The 19,597-nt window shown below is 60.3% G+C and carries 19 protein-coding genes; 10 read left to right on the top strand and 9 right to left on the bottom strand.

What is annotated here, in order from left to right; genetic code table 11:
• Positions 1-159: 159 nt before the first annotated feature.
• On the bottom strand, positions 160-753 hold the full coding sequence (locus ACTHL0_RS22555; protein WP_440569154.1) for an AAA family ATPase: 594 nt from the start codon (positions 751-753) through the stop codon (positions 160-162).
• Positions 750-1,226, bottom strand: coding sequence for a homoprotocatechuate degradation operon regulator HpaR (gene hpaR, locus ACTHL0_RS22550; protein ID WP_440569153.1), 477 nt, complete (start codon positions 1,224-1,226; stop codon positions 750-752). The genes ACTHL0_RS22555 and hpaR overlap by 4 nt, the downstream gene beginning before the upstream one ends.
• Positions 1,227-1,477: 251 nt before the next feature.
• Here hpaR and ACTHL0_RS22545 point away from each other — a divergent pair, with 251 nt between their 5' ends.
• The 4 genes from ACTHL0_RS22545 (at position 1,478) to ACTHL0_RS22530 (ending at position 5,029) form a co-directional block, all read left to right on the top strand.
• Positions 1,478-2,554: a glycosyltransferase family 4 protein gene (locus ACTHL0_RS22545; protein WP_440569151.1), complete on the top strand. Its 1,077-nt coding sequence runs from the start codon at positions 1,478-1,480 to the stop codon at positions 2,552-2,554.
• 114 nt (positions 2,555-2,668) lie between these two features.
• Positions 2,669-3,199: a GbsR/MarR family transcriptional regulator gene (locus ACTHL0_RS22540; protein ID WP_440569149.1), complete on the top strand. Its 531-nt coding sequence runs from the start codon at positions 2,669-2,671 to the stop codon at positions 3,197-3,199.
• Positions 3,200-3,293: 94 nt separating this feature from the next.
• Positions 3,294-4,556: an SDR family oxidoreductase gene (locus ACTHL0_RS22535; protein ID WP_440569147.1), complete on the top strand. Its 1,263-nt coding sequence runs from the start codon at positions 3,294-3,296 to the stop codon at positions 4,554-4,556.
• Positions 4,553-5,029, top strand: coding sequence for a DUF2269 family protein (locus ACTHL0_RS22530; protein WP_440569145.1), 477 nt, complete (start codon positions 4,553-4,555; stop codon positions 5,027-5,029). The genes ACTHL0_RS22535 and ACTHL0_RS22530 overlap by 4 nt, the downstream gene beginning before the upstream one ends.
• A gap of 23 nt (positions 5,030-5,052) precedes the next feature.
• Here the strand turns inward: ACTHL0_RS22530 and ACTHL0_RS22525 are convergent, their stop codons facing one another.
• Both ACTHL0_RS22525 and ACTHL0_RS22520 read right to left on the bottom strand, forming a co-directional pair.
• Positions 5,053-5,250 (bottom strand): hypothetical protein, encoded by a 198-nt coding sequence (locus ACTHL0_RS22525; protein WP_440569143.1) that lies wholly within the window; start codon positions 5,248-5,250, stop codon positions 5,053-5,055.
• An 83-nt stretch (positions 5,251-5,333) separates the two neighbouring features.
• Entirely contained in the window at positions 5,334-7,754 is a 2,421-nt protein-coding gene (locus tag ACTHL0_RS22520) for a penicillin acylase family protein (protein WP_440569141.1), read from the bottom strand.
• Between the two features lie 795 nt (positions 7,755-8,549).
• Between ACTHL0_RS22520 and ACTHL0_RS22515 the strand changes: the two genes are divergently transcribed.
• A complete protein-coding gene (locus tag ACTHL0_RS22515) occupies positions 8,550-8,858 on the top strand; it encodes a DUF4148 domain-containing protein (RefSeq protein ID WP_440569139.1) in 309 nt (102 codons plus the stop codon).
• Between the two features lie 307 nt (positions 8,859-9,165).
• Here ACTHL0_RS22515 and ACTHL0_RS22510 read toward each other — a convergent pair whose 3' ends face one another.
• Positions 9,166-9,669, bottom strand: coding sequence for a DinB family protein (locus ACTHL0_RS22510; protein ID WP_440569137.1), 504 nt, complete (start codon positions 9,667-9,669; stop codon positions 9,166-9,168).
• On the opposite strand from ACTHL0_RS22510, the gene ACTHL0_RS22505 reads away from it, so the two are divergent.
• Positions 9,656-10,588: an AraC family transcriptional regulator gene (locus ACTHL0_RS22505; protein ID WP_440569135.1), complete on the top strand. Its 933-nt coding sequence runs from the start codon at positions 9,656-9,658 to the stop codon at positions 10,586-10,588. The two genes, ACTHL0_RS22510 and ACTHL0_RS22505, sit on opposite strands and share 14 nt — an antisense overlap.
• 213 nt (positions 10,589-10,801) lie before the next feature.
• Here ACTHL0_RS22505 and ACTHL0_RS22500 read toward each other — a convergent pair whose 3' ends face one another.
• Positions 10,802-11,080: a hypothetical protein gene (locus ACTHL0_RS22500; protein ID WP_440569133.1), complete on the bottom strand. Its 279-nt coding sequence runs from the start codon at positions 11,078-11,080 to the stop codon at positions 10,802-10,804.
• A 20-nt stretch (positions 11,081-11,100) separates the two neighbouring features.
• Here ACTHL0_RS22500 and ACTHL0_RS22495 point away from each other — a divergent pair, with 20 nt between their 5' ends.
• The 4 genes from ACTHL0_RS22495 to ACTHL0_RS22480 all read left to right on the top strand — a co-directional run bounded on the left by ACTHL0_RS22495 (position 11,101) and on the right by ACTHL0_RS22480 (position 14,111).
• Positions 11,101-11,709 carry a TetR/AcrR family transcriptional regulator gene (locus ACTHL0_RS22495; RefSeq protein ID WP_440569131.1) on the top strand — a complete coding sequence of 203 codons (609 nt, stop codon included), beginning with the start codon at positions 11,101-11,103 and terminating at the stop codon, positions 11,707-11,709.
• 152 nt (positions 11,710-11,861) lie between these two features.
• Positions 11,862-12,350, top strand: coding sequence for an adenosine-specific kinase (locus ACTHL0_RS22490; protein ID WP_440569129.1), 489 nt, complete (start codon positions 11,862-11,864; stop codon positions 12,348-12,350).
• A 111-nt stretch (positions 12,351-12,461) separates the two neighbouring features.
• Complete coding sequence (locus tag ACTHL0_RS22485) at positions 12,462-13,238, top strand: 2OG-Fe(II) oxygenase (protein ID WP_440569183.1); 777 nt, start codon at positions 12,462-12,464, stop codon at positions 13,236-13,238.
• 219 nt (positions 13,239-13,457) lie between these two features.
• Complete coding sequence (locus tag ACTHL0_RS22480) at positions 13,458-14,111, top strand: phosphoribosyltransferase (RefSeq protein ID WP_440569127.1); 654 nt, start codon at positions 13,458-13,460, stop codon at positions 14,109-14,111.
• A gap of 58 nt (positions 14,112-14,169) precedes the next feature.
• Here ACTHL0_RS22480 and ACTHL0_RS22475 read toward each other — a convergent pair whose 3' ends face one another.
• The 3 genes from ACTHL0_RS22475 to ACTHL0_RS22465 all read right to left on the bottom strand — a co-directional run bounded on the left by ACTHL0_RS22475 (position 14,170) and on the right by ACTHL0_RS22465 (position 19,246).
• Complete coding sequence (locus ACTHL0_RS22475) at positions 14,170-15,873, bottom strand: SpoVR family protein (protein WP_440569126.1); 1,704 nt, start codon at positions 15,871-15,873, stop codon at positions 14,170-14,172.
• The gene (locus tag ACTHL0_RS22470; RefSeq protein ID WP_440569124.1) at positions 15,870-17,138 is read right to left on the bottom strand and encodes a YeaH/YhbH family protein; all 1,269 of its coding nucleotides are present in this window, start codon (positions 17,136-17,138) and stop codon (positions 15,870-15,872) included. Before ACTHL0_RS22470 ends, ACTHL0_RS22475 begins: the two co-directional genes overlap by 4 nt.
• A 185-nt stretch (positions 17,139-17,323) precedes the next feature.
• Complete coding sequence (locus tag ACTHL0_RS22465; RefSeq protein WP_440569123.1) at positions 17,324-19,246, bottom strand: PrkA family serine protein kinase; 1,923 nt, start codon at positions 19,244-19,246, stop codon at positions 17,324-17,326.
• Between the last annotated feature and the right edge of the window lie 351 nt (positions 19,247-19,597).

Raw genomic sequence — 19,597 nt, 5'->3', positions numbered from 1 at the left:
CGGCGCCGCCATGGGCGCCCCGAATAGATAAAGCGGCACTGAGCAGCGCCTCGAGAACGCCGCGTTAAGAAGAGGGCAGCCACGCATGCGCCAGCGCATGCGTGGCGAACCTCCATGCGCTTTCATTGCTTTCAATGCGCAGTAAGTTCGTCCGTTCGCTCAGCTATTTCCAACAGGTTTCAAGACATTGCGCAGCAGGGCGTCGAATTCGGCGGCCGTCGGTGCCGTGTTGTCGAACATGATCAGCCCTTCGCGCGCGGTGCCGCTCGGTGCAAACCGGCGCTGCCTGTATTCGTCCCAGTGGGCCAGCTTGTAGGCGTCGTTGGGATTGTGGCGGGCGACGATACGTGCGCGCGCCGTCTCCTCCGATGTGTAGACCCAAACGATACGAATGGCCACATCGGCGTTCACGCCGAGCCATTGCCGGTCGAACAGCTTGCGCTCACGCACCTCGCGTGAAAGCGGCCCGACCACGATGACGCCGACGCCCAGTTCCAAATTCTCGCGCGCGGTATCGAGCAGCCCTTGGTATTCCGGGTCACGCAGATGCTGAAGGTAGAGGGGACTGTCGCGGTCGTTCGGATCGCCCGTCAACGCGCCCATCGCGGCGGCGCTATAGCGTCCGTAAAGCGTGTCCTTGTCGAGCAGACAAAAAGCCTCACCGGTCTCGCGCATAAGCGGGCCCACGAGGCGCTTGGCGATTGTCGTCTTGCCCGTACCGGCATGACCGCAAATGAATACGAGGTGAGTCACGAGCCGGTTTCCTTCCAAAGAAAAGGCGCGGGTGCATCGCCGGGCACCGCTTCAATCAGCGTGTCGAGCTGGCGGTAGAGGTCTTCGAGCGCTGCCTGGCCCAGACGCGCTTCGAGCAATGCGTACTCGATATCGACGCGGGGCCGGATCTGCGCGATCATCGCGCGGCTTTTCGTCGTCAACCCGACGATCCACTTACGCTGGTCCTCGGGAGGACGCGCGCGGCAGATAAGCCCATCGCGCTCCATGCGGTCCAGCACGCCCGTCAAGCTGGGGCTCAGAATGCACGATTGCTTTGCAATCTGTCCCGCTTCGAGCTCGTTGCACGGCGCTTCGTCGAGGGTGCGCAGAATTCGCCACTGCTGCTCCGTCAAGGAATAGTCTTTCAAGATCGGCCGAAACACGCCCATCAATGCCTCGCGCGCTTGCAGCAAGAGCATGGCCAGATTCCGATGATCGAACGTTCGCGTCATGGTGGCGGATGTGGGATTGGCGTGCGGGCATATTAACAGCGCACGGGCCACATTGGTGCATCGAGGTGCCACGGGCCCTCGCGAGACGTTGGGTGCCATTTCCACCAGGGGCGTCACGGCAGTCTTGCCCGTCATATGGCGCGCCGGCCATGCGCACGGCGGGCACGCGTCGTGCGTGAGCGCTGACGCCGCGCCGCCCGATGCAGGGTCGATCGACGCCGGCGCATTCGTCCGATGTGGGAGGCCGATCGATGCGCATTGCGCAAGTCGCACCGTTGTATGAATCCGTTCCGCCGTACGGGTATGGCGCGACGGAACGCGTCGTCCACTATCTGACCGAAGCGCTCGTGGCGCTCGGCCATCATGTGACGCTGTTCGCGACGGCCGATTCGACGACGTCAGCTGAACTCGTGCCGATCTGCGAGCGCGGCCTGTGGCGCGATGCCCGCGTATGGGACACCCTGACGCATCACGTGCGTGAAGTGGAAGCGGTGCTCCAGCGAGCCGGGCGTTTCGATGTCGTTCATTTTCATATTGATCCGCTTTATTTTCCGATTGCGCGCCGCTTGCCGTGTGCGCATGTGACGACGATGCACGGGCGATTGTTGCCCGCCGACCATGGGCCGTTGCTGCGCGAATTTTCGGACGCCCCTTTGGTATCGATCTCAGCCAGCCAACGGCAGCCGATTCCTGGGGCGAATTGGCAAGCTACGATCCATCACGGGTTGCCGGCGGATGCCTTTTCATTCAGCGAAAAACATGAGGATTACTTACTATTCCTCGGCAGGATGATGCCGGAAAAGCGCCCCGATCTTGCGATCGAAATCGCGCGGCGTTCGGGGTGTCGATTGAAGATGGCCGCTAAGGTACATCCGGGTGAGAAAGCCTATTTCAACGAGCAGATCGCACCGTTGATCGAAGCGAACCGCGAGGTGGTCGATTATCTGGGCGAGGTGGGGGGCGCCGAGCGCGTCGAATTGCTGTCGAAAGCACAAGCGTTGCTGTTTCCGGTTCAATGGCCCGAACCGTTTGGGATGGTGATGATCGAGGCGATGGCCTGCGGAACACCGACCATCGCATTTCGCAACGGTGCGGTGCCCGAAGTGCTGGAAGAGGGCGTGACGGGGTACATGGTGGACAGCGCCGACGCCGCGACCGAGGCCGTTTCGCGGCTTGATACGATCGACCGGCGCAAATGTAGAAATGTTTTCGATGCACGCTTTACGAGTGCACGCATGGCGCGCGATTACATCAACGTCTACGAGGCGTTGTTGGTGCAGACTGATTCGCGGCATGGCCGCATTTTGGGGCTGCCGCGGCGGGCGTGAGCGCGTTCGGCCTTCATGCAGGATTCGTGCGGGGCCCGGAAAGCATGCTCCTTTGCGACGAGTTTCTGAAATTTCTGTCTTGACTGAAATTTCAGAAACTCCTATATTCCTCTCATGGAACTCACGCCTGTCTCCGAAAAATTCATTCTCCACTGGGGAGAAATGGGATCCCGCTGGGGCGTCAACCGCACGGTGGCCCAAATTCATGCGCTGCTGTTTCTCGCTGGCAAGCCGATGGCGGCCGACGAAATCGCGGAAACGCTGGCGGTCGCCCGCTCCAACGTGAGCAATAGTCTGAAGGAGTTGCAAGCATGGCGGCTCGTGCGCGTTGTGCATACGATCGGAGATCGGCGCGATCATTTCCAAACGTCGACGGACATATGGGAACTGTTCCGGCTGATCGTCGAGGGGCGGCGGCAGCGTGAGATCGATCCGACCTTGACCCTGCTGCGCGACTGCCTCATGAGTCCGGAACTGGCGCAGGAACCCAAGGAAAGCGCGCAACGGATTCAGGAAACGATGGAATTTATGGAAACACTGACCACCTGGACGGACGAAATGCTGCGTATGAAGCCCGATACGTTGATGAAAGCGCTGGGCATCGGGGCCCGGATCAGCCGCACGGTTCGTCGAACCAAAGCGTAAGCAGCGCAACGGGCGAATCAGCCCGTTTTTTTGATTAGCATGTTTCTCTCATTACAGAAATAACTGCAATAAATAGAATCGAGGGGAGCAGGACATGAAAGTACTGGTGTGTGGCGCAGGCGGGTTCATCGGCGAGTCGATTGCAATGCGCCTTGCGCGCGACGGCCATACTGTCGTGCGGGGTATCCGTCGGCCGGAGCGTGCCTCGGATATTGCCGTCGACTATACGGTGGATCGAACCCCCGAGCTTTGGCTCGACAAGCTGCGTGAAGTGGATGCGGTCGTCAACGCGGTGGGCATCATTACCGAGCGTGGAGAACAAACGTTCGAACGCATTCACGCGGAAGCGCCGATCGCGCTGTTCACCGCCTGTGCCATGAAGGGAATCCGGCACATCATTCAGATTTCGGCATTGGGTGCGCAGTCGCGGGAGACGCCGTACTTTGCGAGTAAATGCGAAGCCGACGATTTCGTCTTGGCGCAATGCACCGGGGCGCGGGTGATCCGGCCAGCCTTGGTCTACGGCACGGCAGGGACGTCTGCACGCATGTTCCGTACACTGGCGAGCCTGCCCATTCACGTTTTGCCTGCGGGCGGACGTCAGCGTTTGCGGCCCGTTCATATCGACGATCTGTGCGACCTCGTGGCACGCATGCTCGATTCCAATGCCGGATTTGCCGGCTCCGCTTGTATTGAAGCAGCCGGTGCCACGGAAACCACGTATCGCGACATGCTGCGCATCTATCGCGAGTCGATGGGGCTGGCGAAGGCGTTCACGATCGGCATTCCCGCCACGTTGATGCGATGGGCGGCCGTCGCGTGTGCTCGAGTGCCGGGTGCCATGTTGACGCCTGACACATGGCACATGCTTCAGCGCGGGAACACCGCGGATGCACAGCCTTTCGCGAATGCGTTGGGCCGCGCGCCGCTCGGCATCGAAACCTTTATCGACGCGCGCGAGGCGCCCACACTACGCGCCGAGGCCATCGCCGCATGGCGCAATGTTCTGCTGCGCGTTGCGCTGGCGATCGTCTGGATCGTTACGGCGCTCGTCAGCGCACTGGCCTATCCGCGCGCCGCCAGCCTGGCTCGTTTGAGTCACTTTGGGCTGCAGGGCCTCGCCGCCGACACGGCGCTATACGGCGCGTGTGCACTCGACGTCGGCTTCGGTGTCGCGACGCTGATCCGGCCAGGGCGAGTGCTCTGGTTGAGCCAGATGGCGCTCATGTTGTTCTACACGCTGCTGATTGCCGTGGCGCTCCCCGAGTTTCTGATCGAACCGTTCGGCCCGATTCTGAAAAACGTGCCGATTCTTGCCATTCTTATTCTGCTATTTAACGAGGAGCGCCGAGCATGAGCCCCTATTTGCTCGTCAAGACCCTGCATATCCTGTCGTCGGTATTACTCGTCGGCACCGGCTTCGGCAGCGCTTTCTATTTGTTCTTCGCGAACCGCACGGGCTCAGTCCCGGTGATTGCCGCCGTGTCCCGACTAGTCGTGCGCGCCGACTGGTGGTTTACGACGCCGGCTGTACTCTTTCAACCGCTGTCGGGACTCTGGCTCGCGCACACAGCCGGATGGGCATGGAACACGCCGTGGGTCATGGCGTCGGTCACGCTCTATGCGATCGCCGGAATGTGCTGGCTGCCCGTTGTCCGGATTCAGATCCAGATGCACCGCATCGCGACGGAATCGGCGGCACGAGGACATCTGACGTTGCCGCCGGCCTATTGGCGATATGCCCGCACCTGGGAATACCTCGGCTATCCGGCGTTCGTCGCCATGCTGGCCGTGTACTTCCTGATGGTGAACAAGCCGGCGCTGTTCTAGCGCCGCCGATACGGGCATCGAAACTAGCTGTGTTTCTGATCCTTGTTGCGGTCGACTTCCGTGAGATCGTCCTCTCGCACCTCGGCTTCGCGTACGGTCGTGCCTTCGCTATCCGTTTCGGAGACGTCGGTCTTGAATGTGCCGCCGCTGTTCTTGTTCTCTTCGGAAGATGGCTGTGGCGATTGCTTTCCCGGCTGATCGGGGGCGTGCTTGTTTGACATGATGTGACTCCTTTTGATGCGTTTTCACGGGGATGGCAGCGGCGCTGCCTCTCCCTGCATCGAGCAAGCACCATTCATGCTGGTCAGTTCCTCTCGGGTGTCAATCGAAGCAGGTGCGTACGCGGCCCCGGCAGCAGCGGCGGTTGCTGCCCGAGCACCCACGCTTCGTGACCCGCTAAAAAGTACGCGCTCAGAGGATGTCCGCTCTGTCCGCCCGGCATGTCGAAGATGCCGCGCTCCTCATGCCCTGGGGAGACGACCATTCTTTCCGATTGTCCGAAAGCGGGCGCCGCGACACGAGGCATGTTGCCGTCGCCCGGTAGAGGGTCCGCCGGCGCCGCAAGCCAGTGCGCGAGAAAGGGCATTCCGGCGACGAAGGGATGCGCGATACGGGCCGTATTTCGGCTGCCCCAGGTGGCATCTTTCAGCGCGGCCGAATGCGCGGTTAGCGTGGCGATGGCATCGTCGATGGCCGCGAGTTCCACCTCGTGCCAGGTCTGCCGATTCTTCGGTAGCCAATTCGACGGTTGTTGATCGACAAGATGGGCAAGCACGACCGGCCACCGCGGCGTTGCGATGGCGAAACCAGCGTGAGAATCGAGCGTATGCATTTGTCGATCCGCCGCACCGAACAACTCGCCGTACAAGCTGTACAGAAAGGCGCGACTCAGGCGATACGCCACGGAATCGACACAGGCGCATCCGTTCCACCGTTCGAGCAGCAATGTTCGGAACTTCGCGCGTTCGGGGTGACCGGCGATCGCAGTCTCGTCTAACGCGTGTAACGCGCGATCCCGCCAGGGGGCCATGAACAGCGCGCGATCGTCGAGGGCAGGCGCATAGCTTTGCGCTTCATCCAAGACGGGGTGCGCGGCAAGATCGTCGCGAATCTGTCGCCCTCGCGCGCCCAGGTCGGCGCCGCCGTCGCCGATCGCCTCGTAGGCGGCTCCGGCCAATTGGCGCGCATTGGAGCTCCATAACTGGCCGGATTCCGGGTTGAGCACCGAGGGATGATCGTGTGGCGCCAGCAACGAATCCCATCCCCGGTTGGCGCGAGTGGACGAATAGGGGAACGTGTCGCCCCAGCCAGTGTTGCGATTGGGCATCGCGCCGGCGATGGTCCAACCGATATTGCCCGCGGTATCGCCTGCCACGAGATTCTGCGCCGGGATCCCCGCCGACTGGCCAACCGCCAACGCTTGCTGGACGTCGGCCGCCGCCTCCATGCGGAGCAGGCCCATGTTGACCGCACCGTCGTCTTGAGCGATCCATTTGACCGCGTACGATCGATCGCCAGCTTGCCATACCGGACCAAGATCCGACTCGGCGACGCGGACCGTCGAGGGGGCGCGGCCATTCACTTCGAGCCATTCGTCGCGGAATCGAAGCCGTGCCCAACCGGAAGGCGTTCGGTACCGGTCGGGATGCTGAGGGTCAAGTTCCAGCTTCACGAGATCGAGGTAATCGCCGTAGCTGTTGGTGAACCCCCAGGCGACTGCGCCGTTGCTGCCCGCGACGATGACGGGTGCGCCTGGCAGCGTCACGCCGACGATGCGCCGCTGTGCGCCGGACGGCGACGGGTACTGGAGCGCGGCTCGATACCAGATGTTCGGGAGACGCAGGCTCAAATGCATGTCATTGGCGACGATCGCGCTGCCGGTCGTCGTCCGTTTGCCCGATATCGCCCAATTATTGCTGCCGATTTGGGTGCCGAATGGCACTTGCACTTCGGCTTGAGTGACCGATTGGGACGAGGGGCCGCCGAACCAATCCGGCGCTGTTCCTTGAGCTGTCTGTTCATTGCAATGGATGGATGGCGCGTCGAGCGGCGCATCCCATTCGCTGCATTCGGGCAGCAGGGTTTTCAGCGCGCCCGGATCGGTATGTTCGCGCAGCCAGCCGCGCGCGAAGTCGCGGTGCAGTTGGGCATCCTGAAGTTCGAAATACATGGACCAGACGACCAGCAAGCTGTCTTGCGGGCGCCAGGGAACCGGATTCGTTCTTAGCACGAGGTATTCGAAGGGGCGCACGCGAAGCGCCGAGAGGCCGGCGTTGACGCCTGCGGTGTAGCGTTCAAGGATTGTCTTGTCGGATGCCGGGAGCTTGGAGAAAGTGGTGTCGGCGAGATGTTCGAACGCGTAGATGCGGCGCTGACGATCGACGTCGAGCAGGGAAGGGCCAAGCAGTGCCGCCAGGGTACCGGCCGCGGACCGTCTCAGCAAATCCATTTGGAAGAACCGTTCTTGGGCGTGCACGAAGCCGGTCGCGTAGGCGACATCTTCGCGCGTGGCACCCGTTAGCGTGGGCACGCCTTGCGCGTCGCGCGCGATGTCGACGTTGGCATGCAAGCCATCGACGGGCTTCGAACCATCGAGCGCGGGCAGGCTGAGTTCGGCCGCGATCGTGAACACGAGTAATGCGAAGGCGCAGAGGGCCGCGATGGCCGCGGCGCTTTTGACGATGAAGCGGAAAGCGCTGCGTCGTGCAGGCAATGCGATGCTCATTCGGCTGGGTCCGTTCGGTTGCGAGCGTTGTTCTCGTCGTAGGTAGGCTGGCGGGCATTGTCCGCTGTTTCAGTGACAAAGAAAACGCTGCCGCGCGGTACCGACTGACGCTTACCGGCCCGGCCAACCGATTGAACGAAAAGCGGAGCGCTTGCCGTCGTTATGCGATTTCGTTTCGCTGCGCCGTCGCTGGGCTGCTTGGGAAGATTGAGAACTCGGATAGTGGTGACCTGGGCCATTGCAGCGAACCGATTCTTGCGCTTTCGTTCGAGTTACCTTTCATTAATAGCCGCTCAAGGGCTGAGTCCTTCATTGCACGGGGCTCAGCCTCGTCTGGTTTCAACGTGATCGACTCGTGTCGCAGCCATCGAAGCCTCCAGCACCGGGAACACGGCGGCCGGATAGCTTACGCTGCTCGTAAGCGGACATTTCTAAGTAGCCAGAAGCGGACATTACTAAAAAGCCGTAACACCCGTTCCGTTGATAATTCATGTTATGTCAAATCACAAAACGTTCTGCAGACGCTTCGGTACGCCCCGTTGGCCGAGCTACCTTTTTACGCAGATTCACCACACGACCTGCCGACGCGAAGATCGGCACCGCGAATCGATCGCCCGCTCACTCCTCAGTCACCGCTGCGGTCGATTATGAACAAAACGGCAACGATGATTTATCGAACTAGGCGTTAACCCTAGACCCTCCGATCGCTAGACTGCCGTCATCGGGTCACGCAACACACAGCGACGAACCCGATGCAAACGAGCAGTACCACAATCAACTTCGGAGGTAGTCATCATGAAATCGCTCATTCAAGCCGTAGTCATCGCCGCCGCCTTTGCCGCTCCCGTGGCGTCGTTCGCTCAGTCCAGCGCCCCGGTAACCCGAGCCCAAGTGAAGGCTGATCTCGTTCAATTCGAACAAGCCGGCGGCCGCGTCAACTCGAGCAACGACCCGAACTACCCGGAAGACGCTCAAGCCGCCCAAGCACGCGTCAATGCGCAAAACGGCAACAATGAAGGTTTCGGTGGCGTGCACACCGGCTCGTCAGCCTCGGGTGCCCCGGCGCAAGCCGATGACTTGAAGTCGCTGTACTTCGGCAAGTAATTCGCTGTCCCCAAAGCCGTCCGGCGGCGTCCGAATTGCCACGCCGGTCGGCGCACAAAATCCTCGCTGCTTCGCATGGAATCCGGCTTGCTTGTTCGTAGCGAAAGCAAGCCGTGTTCGCATCGAGACCTCCGCCGCCGGTCACCGGCGGTTTTCGCCTAGCCCTTAAATCGGCTAGGCGCTTTTTCACGCTTCCTCCCAAAGTCCCCTCATGGGAGCCGGTGGCTCCGATGTTCGGCAGCCGATTCGTTGACGAGTGATGCTCGCATTCCAGGCGATCAACGAACGCACGCCTTAGCCTCCCGCGTCACTTTCGGGCGTGGTCGCAGAGATAAACCGTAAGGTCCATTTTCGGGACTGCCACCGACATCCTATGCAACGCCTCGACCGCGAACCCGCGGTGGTACGTGTAATGATTGACGACGTGGAAAAACATTTCATTCCGCGCCATCTCCCCTTCGCTGCCGTCCAGGAACCGGAACCGAATGCGCTCATCGAGCTGACTGTCGCCCACATCATCAATCCAGGCCACGTACCATGCATCGAGATCGCGTTGCATGTCATACAACGCGTCGAATGTCGTCGCATCCGGGACTTGGCGGACGGTAAACCCGTGGGCACGCCGCTCGAGATGCGCCTGGAAAATCGCGCCAACGGCATAGCTATGCCCCAGGGTGCGCATGAGGCTACCTAAAATGCTCTGCTGAGGCGCAACGATTTCCGCCTCCGGCAGATCTGCCACTGCCTTAAAAATGACCTCGTTCGCCCATTGGTTGTACCGGGCGAGCATTTTCTCGTTGTTCGATGCCATCGACGCCTCTTCGAAGAAATCACCTGTAAGGTATTCGGATAAAGGAATTGCGGAGCACAACATGGTAAATTTCCACGCGTTGTTCCGCCCTCACCGTCAGGCCAATCTCACCATCGTTCGGGCCATGCCACCCGCCATACTCGCGAGCTACCAGGAAGTCCCCCGGGACGTCATAGCAACAGAACGCCTCTTTCCTTCGGGCTTCGTCTATCCGGACCACACGCATGCACGCGGCCAGTTCGCCTACGCAGCCGAAGGCGCCATCACCGTGGTGACGCCCCAGGGAAATTGGATCGTTCCGCCACAATGTGCGGTTTGGCTGCCCGCGAATGCGCCACACGAAATGCACATGAGTGGCCAGGTGCGGATGCTCAACGCCTTCGTGCACGCGCACGGGGATCAGGCCAATCAGTTGCGGCATCACTGTCATGTACTCGGCACGTCCCCCCTGCTCCGAGATCTGATGTCCGAAGCGGTGCAGCAACCTGCGCTATACGCTCCCGGGACACGTTCGGCACGAATCATGGCTTTGCTCGTCGACGAAATCGCCGCGATGCAACCCTTGGCGCTGAATGCGCCGTTACCGGATGAACCTCGTTTGGCCGCGCTTTGCCGAGCCATCCTCGCTGCGCCGTCTGTGGCCTTCGGTGTGGATGAAGCCGCAAACCGCGCTGGACTCAGTCGCCGTACTTTTACCCGACTTTTCCGAGCGCAACTGGGCGTCAGTTTTGGCGCTTGGCGCGAGCAGGCGTGCCTGTTGAGCGCCATCGCCCGTTTTGCGCAGGGCCATTCGATCACGCGCGTTGCCTTTGATCTCGGCTACAGCAGCCCCACCGCATTTTCGAGCATGTTCAAGCGCGTAGTAGGCGTCGCCCCGCATCTGTATCGAGGCTCCGAGCGGACGCACGCATCGAACTGAACCGGCTTGGAAGCAAGTCCCCTTACCGTTTTTCATCCCGCTGTTTGGCGAATGTCTCTGCCGGCGCGCCCTGCCGCTCCATCGCCTGCGCCCGGCTCGTCAATGTCGGCGACTTCAGGATCGGCGCAGTCACGCGATACAGTTTCGCGTTCTCTTTGGCTGCGTCACCCCGGCCCGTGATCCGGGCTCTGCTGCGAGACCGGATTTGCATTATCACACTCCCATCGCGGTGACCGCGCTACCCTCTGATATTCCATTTAGGAAAGTCATGCAGGAAGCTTCAATCGCCGCAAGCGAACGGTTGCATATTTTTTGTTCATTTATAACGTCGACCCTGTCAAACATGACAGTATCCAAATTGACCAAATTATTATTACATTCCGTGCCACTCCGATAGGGCGAGGGTTTACAGAAAACCAAGGCGCTCAAATATTCCAATACAATCACTGGATCTATTGACGCATCAATCATTGCGGCGATAATGCAGGTCATTTCAAATTCGTCATACCAACATGTCTGAAAAGCGCAAGCAGATCGTGAATGCTGCTACTCGTCTATTCGGTCTCTATGGATATCACAGCGTAGGGATCGATTGGGTGATCGCAGAGGCTCATGTCACGAAAACTACGATGTATCGTCATTTTCCTTTGAAGACGGATCTGATTGTCGAGGTGCTGCATCAGCGTGCGCAGGCGTGTGCAGCCTCGCTGGAAGAGGCGGTGGCGCGAGAACACGTGCCGCTGGAGCGTATGCGAAAGGTATTCGAATGGCATCACGAGTGGTTCAACGCGGAAACCTTCACCGGGTGCATGTTCGCTCATGCGGCCGCCGAGTTTCCTTCGAAGGGGTACCCGATCCATACCGCAGCCGCGGATCAAAAAGCCGCGTTGACACAGCGGATCGAACGCATCTTGGCTGAGATGATGGCCGTGCGTGACGCGCATGCCTTGGCACCTGTTCTGGTGATGCTGCTCGACGGGGCCACGCTTTCGGTCCAGGTATCGAGCCGATCGAATGCGGCAAAAGAAGCATGGGCCGCGGCACGCGAGATCATTCTTGCGCAGTCGTCTGTCCGTTCCGCGCTGACGCGACCGGATACCGTTCCCGCGCAGGTGAGCTGAGATCCAGATGCCGATCGGAAACGCGCCTTTTGAACCGGGCGCCTGCACCGCCGGTACCGGGTCGACAGTGCGAAACCGGCTCCTCGTTCCGTTCCACGGCCTAGAATGAACTGAATCGAGCCCTGTTCGGGCTCTGCCATTGCGAGGTCGCCATGCTTCAGCTGCTGACTGTGCCCCTCTCGAACCCGGACAATCTCAATCTCATCCTGGGTCAAACCCATTTCATCAAATCCGTCGAAGACATCCACGAAGCGTTGTTCGAAGCGGTACCGGGCATCGCATTCGGTCTGGCGTTTTGCGAAGCGTCGGGCAAGCGCCTCGTGCGGCATTCGGGCACCGATGTGGGCTTGACGGAACTGGCATGCACCAACGCAGAGGCCATCGGCGCCGGCCACAGCTTTGTCGTATTCCTGGGCCAAGGCTACTTTCCGATCAACGTGCTGCCCAAGATTCGCGACGTGCCCGAGGTATGTCGTATTTTTTGCGCTACCGCCAATCCGGTTGAAGTCGTGGTAGCCGAAACCGGGCAGGGTCGAAGCATTCTCGGTGTGGTGGACGGCTTCTCCCCACTCGGGATTGAGAGCGAAGCAGACATCGCGGCGCGCAAGGCGCTGTTGCGCGAGTTCGGATACAAAGCCTGACGCACGCGGGCCACGCGATCGGATGAAACCGCAAGATATGGAACGTCATCGCGCTCGCCGCGGGGCAGACTCGGGGCATGCACAGTAACTTCCCGGAGCGCACGCTTGAGCATGCCTGCCCGCAGCCGAAATCACGCGGCTACTGAGGATCTCGAAGATAGCCCCCGCATCGATCCTGTCGCCGCCGTACTCGCCAAACTCGACACCACCGACTGGAACGGCATCGAGGCGGCGCTCGATGCGCGCGGGTGCGCCGTCATTCCGGCACTGCTTCAACCGGCAGGATGCCGCGCCCTGGCGGCACTTTATGATTCGGAATCGCTTTTCCGGAGCCGGGTCGTCATGAGCCGGCATGGTTTCGGGCAAGGCGAGTATCAATATTTCGCCTACCCTCTTCCGGGGCTCATTGCCGCGCTGCGCTCGGCCCTCTATCCCCGCCTCGTACCGATCGCTAACCGCTGGAATCAGGTCATGGCGACCGATACGCGCTATCCGAAGACGCACGAAGCCTTCATCGAGCGCTGCCACGCAGCCGGCCAGCGGCGTCCCACGCCGCTCATGCTTCAATACCATCAAGACGACTACAACTGCCTGCACCAGGATCTCTACGGCGAGCACGTCTTCCCGATCCAAGTCGCGATTTTGCTGTCGCAGCCGGGCCGCGACTTCACCGGCGGCGAGTTCGTGTTGACCGAACAACGTCCGCGCATGCAATCGCGTGCCGAAGTCGTGCCACTCGAGCAAGGCGACGCCGTTGCCTTCGCGGTCAGTCATCGTCCCGTGCAGGGTACGCGCGGCCCGTATCGCGTCAATCTGCGACACGGCGTCAGTCGCGTGCGATCCGGCGTCCGTCATACGGTGGGCATCATCTTTCATGACGCCCTGTAGTCGAGCCATCAGGTCGGCCGATTGTGAAGCGCAATGGGGCCCGGATAGCCGGGCGCCATAAGCCAGTCGTTGCCCTCCGCCCAAACGTCGTTTCGCGGCGGCCCCGAGCCGATGCCAGGCGGCGCGCTTCGTCCTAAAATAAAGCGTATCGTGACGTTCGTTGGCCGGTTGCCCCGATGCAGCCTGTCATCGATCGATCAAAGCGCGTAGGCACCGGTTATGTACGCCCTATTCAAGGACCGGCAGGAAGCGGGTCGCATGCTTGCCGACCGTTTGCGCGGCGAAGCCGATGCGAGCGCGCTCGTGTTGGCGCTTCCGCGCGGCGGCGTTTCCGTCGCGTTCGAAGTAGCGATGGCGCTCGGCGCGGAACTCGACGTACTGCCTGTACGAAAGATCGGCGTGCCCGGGCAGAAGGAATTGGCGATGGGAGCGATTGCCTCGGGTGGCGCGCTGCACATCGACCGCGACACGATGCGTGCTGTACACATTTCGCAGGCGCAATTCGACGGAGTGCTCGCGCAAGAACGGGCGGAATTGACTCGGCGCGAGGCGCTTTATCGTGGAAATCGCGCGCCCGTGCGCGTGGAAGGACGCACCGTGGTGCTCATCGACGACGGCATGGCCACCGGTGCGACGATGAAGGCCGCCATCGAGTCCGTGCGCGCTCGCCAACCCGCACGCATCGTCGCAGCGCTACCCGTCGCGCCCATCGGGATCGAAACCGAATTTGCCGATATCGTCGATGCGTTCGTCTGTATCGCTCAGCCTACGTTGTTCTTCAGCGTAGGCCAGCACTATGACGATTTCCGCGAGATCGCTGATGACGAGGTGCGCACCCTGCTGCAGCGCGCGTGGTGTCGCGAAGGCCGATGACGGTGGCGGTGACGATGGCGAGGCGGCGATCGATTTCGCCGCGCTCGCCCTCACTGTATTACAGCCTTAAGGCCGGCGGCGTATAACGGCAGTCGTAGCGCTTCCTGACCGTACCGTTCTCATCGACGCTTTCCAGATAAACGTCGAATTGCCAGAGCCGAGCCATGTGCTTGAGCACTTCGTCGCTGTCGCCGGCCAAGTGCCGGTTGTCGCTCATGAAGTGACGCAGTGTGAGGCTGCGATCCCCGCGCGTATTGACCGACCAAACCTGAATGTTCGGCTCCCGATGATGCATGTCGTACTGGCGCGACAGCGACTGGCGCACGTGTTGATATCCGCTGTCGTCGTGGATGGCCGATACTTCCAGCGCGTCGCGCGTATCGTCATCGAGCACCGAGAATAAGCGCATGTCGCGAATCAGGTGGGGCGACAGATATTGCGCGATAAAGCTCTCGTCCTTGAAGTTGCGCATCGCATAGTGCATCGTTTGCAGCCAAGGCGAACCCGCGATATCGGGGAACCAGCGGCGATCTTCCTCGGTCGGCGCCTCGCAGATGCGCCGGATGTCGCTCATCATCGAAAAGCCGAGCGCATAGGGATTCATCCCGCTGTAGTACGGTTTCGTAACAGGCGGCTGATAGATGACGTTGCTGTGCGAGTGCAAGAACTCCATCATGAAGCCGTCTTCGAGCAGCCCCTGGTGATAGAGCGTATTGAGCAGCGTGTAGTGCCAGAACGTTGCCCAGCCCTCGTTCATCACCTGCGTTTGCCGTTGCGGATAGAAATACTGGCCGATCTTGCGCACGATGCGGATCACTTCGCGCTCCCACGGCTCCAGCAGCGGCGCATTCTTTTCCGCAAAATAAAGCAGGTTTTCTTGCGGCTCGGGCGGAAAGCGCTCCTCTTCCTCTTCGGCGAACGGCGTCTGATGAGACGGCAGCGTGCGCCACAGCTCGTTCACCTGCGATTGCAGATACGCTTCGCGCTCTCGGCGCAGCGCGGCTTCCTTGGCCAACGAGAGTTTCTGTGGCCGCTTGTAGCGATCCACGCCGTAATTCATCAGCGCATGGCAGGAGTCGAGCAGCTCTTCCACGCGATCCATGCCGTAACGCTCCTCGCATTCGGCGATGTAGTTCTTGCCGTACACGAGGTAATCGATGATGGCATGCGCATCGGTCCAGAGCCGGAACAGATAGTTGCCCTTGAAGAACGAGTTGTGGCCATAAGCCGCGTGCGCGATGACGAGCGCTTGCATCGTCATCGTGTTCTCTTCCATCAGGTACGCGATGCAAGGATTCGAATTGATGACGATTTCGTAGGCAAGACCCATCTGGCCACGCCGGTAGCTTTTTTCCGTCGATAGGAAGTGCTTGCCGAAGGACCAGTGCCGATAGTTCACGGGCATTCCGACGGACGCATAGGCATCCATCATCTGCTCGGCGCTGATGAGCTCGAGTTGGATTGGATAGACGTCGAGTTCGTACTGCTCGGCGACTTGTGCGATGTGCGTGTCGTACTCTTCGATCAGTTCGAAGGTCCAATCGGACGGCCACGGCAACGGTCTGCGGTCGGCGACGTTCATACGGAGTTCCCTTTGCGCCACTACGGGGGCAACGGCTTCGGTCTGGCCTGGCGTTTTTTCGGTGTCGGCTGGCTCGGGCTTGGCGCTGGGCTTCACGCGCGATCCCGGCTCATCCGCGCCCTTCCTGCGGCGCTCCGGCTCATAGCCGCGCGACTCGTTATGTAAATGCTTAGTTGTCATGACGCCGCCACCTGCTTCTCAAACAGCTCCCGGAAAACGGGGTAGATATCGGCTGCGGCATCCACCTTCTTCATCGCCAGATGCGGTTCCGTCATGGCGAGTTGTGCGTACTCCAGCCACAAATTTTGCTCTTCGGGCGCGACTTGAATATAGGCGAAGTATCTGACCTTTGTCAGGATGTCGTCCTGCAGGATACGGCGGCACTTCGGCGAATCGTCGGTCCAGTTATCGCCGTCTGACGCCTGAGCGCCGTAAATGTTCCATTCACTCGGCGAATAACGCTCGTTCTGGATCTTGCGCATGAGTTCCAGCGCGCTCGATACCACCGTCCCGCCGCTTTCCGTCGAATGAAAGAACGTGTCTTCGTCCACTTCTTCGGCCCGCGTATGGTGGCGGATGAACACGACGTCGATCTTTTCGTAGTTCCGCTTCAGGAACAGATACAGAAGAATGAAAAAGCGCTTGGCCAGATCCTTGCGCTGCTCGTCCATCGAGCCCGATACGTCCATCAGGCAGAACATGACGGCTTGACTCGACGGCTGCGGTTGCTTCACGCGGTTGATGTAGCGCAGATCAAACGGATCGATGAACGGAATCCGCCAGATGCGGCCGCGCAAGTGATGCAGCTCTTCCTCGAGCCGCTTCAATTCATCGACGTGATCGCCGGGCTCGCCCTGCAGCATCTCGTATTGGCGTTCGAGTTCGCGCAATTGGTTCACGAGCGGGGCGCCGAGTGCGATTCGCCGGCCCAGCGCGCTGCGCAGCGAACGCACCACGTCGATGTTGTTGGGCGTGCCCTCGGCCGCCCAGCCCGCGCGGATATTCTTCCAAGTAGGCACGGCCAGCAAATGCGTTTTGACGAGGCGCGGCAGCTCGAGATCGTCGAAGAAGTACTGCATGAACTCGTCCCGGCTCAGCTCGAAGACGAAATCGTCCTGCCCTTCTCCCTCGTTGCTGGCCTGGCTTCCGCCACCGCCGCCGCCACCGTTCGGGCGCGGGATCTTGTCGCCGCGCACGTAATCCGCATTGCCGGGGTGCACAAGTTCGCGCCGGCCGCCGGGGCCGTGATGAAACTGCGGCTCGGCGATGTCCTTGCGAGGAATCGTGATGCTCTGAGTGTTTTGGATGTCCTTGATGCTGCGGTCGCGCACCGCCTCGGACACGGCGCGCCGAATGTAATTTTTTACGCAGCGCAAAAAGCGCTCGCGATTCGCGATGCTCTTGTTCTTACCAGCCAGCCTGCGGTCGATGATTTGGTGCAGCACATCCAGTCTCCCGCTTGTAGTTGCCGAAAGCGACCCGACCAGCCCTGGCGCGGGCACCGTGCCCACGCACCGCGCGTCGCTTAGGGCTTACAGCGTACGTCGATGCTCGCGGGCTTGGCGCCCGCGAGCGCGTCGCGTCTATCCCTACCACTACCATGACGACGATTACCTGTTCGCCACCGCCGTTACGACGACTTGCGCACGCGCAGATACCAGTCGCACAGCAACCGGACCTGCTTCGGCGTATAGCCCTTCGCGACCATGCGATTGACGAAATCTTCATGCTTGCGCTGCTCTTCAGCCGAACCCTTGGCGTTGAACGAGATGACGGGCAGCAATTCCTCCGTGTTCGAGAACATCTTCTTTTCGATAACGACGCGCAGCTTTTCGTAGCTGATCCAGGCCGGGTTCTTGCCGCCATTGGCGGCCCGGGCGCGCAGCACGAAGTTCACGATTTCGTTGCGGAAATCTTTCGGGTTGCTGATGCCCGCCGGCTTCTCGATCTTCTCGAGTTCGGCGTTCAGCGCCGCGCGATCGAAGCTCTCGCCTGTGTCGTGATCGCGGAACTCCTGATCCTGTATCCAGAAATCGGCATAGGTGACGTAGCGATCGAAAATGTTCTGGCCGTACTCGGAATACGATTCGAGGTAAGCGGTCTGTATCTCCTTGCCGATGAATTCGGCGTAGCGCGAAGCCAGCAGATCCTTCACGAAAGACAGATACTTCTGTTCCGTCTCCGGCGGGAACTGTTCGCGTTCGATCTGCTGCTCGAGCACATACATGAGGTGGACCGGGTTGGCCGCCACTTCGCTCGTATCGAAGTTGAATACACGCGACAAAATCTTGAAGGCGAACCGCGTCGACACGCCGGTCATGCCTTCGTCGACCCCGGCGTAATCGCGATACTCCTGATATGACTTGGCCTTCGGATCGGTGTCTTTCAGGTTCTCCCCGTCATACACCTGCATCTTCGAGAACAGGTTTGAATTCTCCGGCTCCTGCAAGCGCGTGAGCGCAGAGAACTGCGCCATCATCTTCAACGTTCCCGGGGCACACACAGCCTGCGCGAGCGAAGAGTTGCGGATGAGTTTCTCGTAGATCTTGATTTCTTCCGACACCCGCAGGCAATACGGCACCTTGACCACAAAAATCCGGTCGAGCAAGGCCTCGTTGTTGCGGTTGTTGCGGAACGCCTTCCATTCCGATTCGTTCGAGTGGGCGAGGATGATGCCGTCGAACGGAATCGCGCCGAACCCTTCGGTACCTTTGAAGTTGCCTTCTTGCGTCGCGGTGAGCAGCGGGTGCAGCACCTTGATCGGTGCCTTGAACATTTCCACGAACTCGAGCAAGCCCTGATTCGCGAGGCACAGGCCACCCGAATAGCTGTAGGCGTCGGCGTCGTCCTGCGCATACTGTTCGAGCTTGCGGATGTCGACTTTACCGACGAGCGAAGAGATGTCCTGATTGTTCTCGTCGCCCGGCTCAGTCTTCGCGATGCCGATTTGCCGCAGGATGGACGGATAGCGGCGCACGACGCGGAACTTGCGGATGTCGCCGTTGTATTCGTGCAGACGCTTGACGGCCCACGGGCTCAGGATGCTCTTCAGATAGCGCCGCGGAATGCCGTACTGTTCTTCGAGGATCGGGCCGTCTTCGTCGTAATCGAAGAGCCCGAGCGGCGATTCGTTGACCGGCGAGCCCTTGAGCGAATAAAACGGCACGCGCTCCATCAATTGCTTGAGCCGTTCGGCAATCGACGACTTGCCGCCGCCGACAGGCCCGAGCAAGTAGAGAATTTGCTTTTTCTCTTCGAGCCCTTGCGCGGCATGACGGAAGTACGCGACCACCTGCTCGATCACGTCCTCCATGCCGTAAAACTCCCGGAATGCGGGGTAAACCTTGATCACCTTGTTCGCGAAGATCCGCGACAGGCGGGGGTCATGCCGCGTGTCGACTTGCTCCGGCTCCCCGATCGCCGTCAACATGCGTTCGCTGGCCGTCGCGTACGCGGCGGGATCGTTTTTGCAGAGCGCGAGATACTCTTCGAGCGAGAACTCCTCCTCCCGGGTTTTCTCGAAGCGGTTCGCGAAGCTGCTGTAAATATCCATGCTACCTCCTCGCCTATGTCTGCGGACGATGTCGTCTAGTTGGTGGCTATACCGAAACGACCTCGCTCGAATTCATCCTAAACCCTTTTAAATTATTTTTCACGACCTACGTGGCCTAACCTCCTACGCGTGTGCCCTAGCTTGGATATACGCGCACACTCGCCTACAATCTTCATCCTGCTTTGCGTTCGCGAGGCCGCTCGATCGGCACCGTGCCGAGGCGTTCGGTCATCCGAATGCATTCACCGCGTTGCTGTCTGCTACCGTCACGCTCCACCGTAAACCAATCGAGCGGGCAGCGCGCGTTTCACCGATTCGACACAGTTCGCCAACGCGGCAACACGGCCTCCC

Origin of the sequence: Trinickia sp., from assembly GCF_051961175.1 — a bacterium.
In the GTDB taxonomy this organism is placed as follows: Bacteria; Pseudomonadota; Gammaproteobacteria; order Burkholderiales; family Burkholderiaceae; genus Trinickia.
This window is presented reverse-complemented; position numbering and strand designations above follow the sequence as displayed.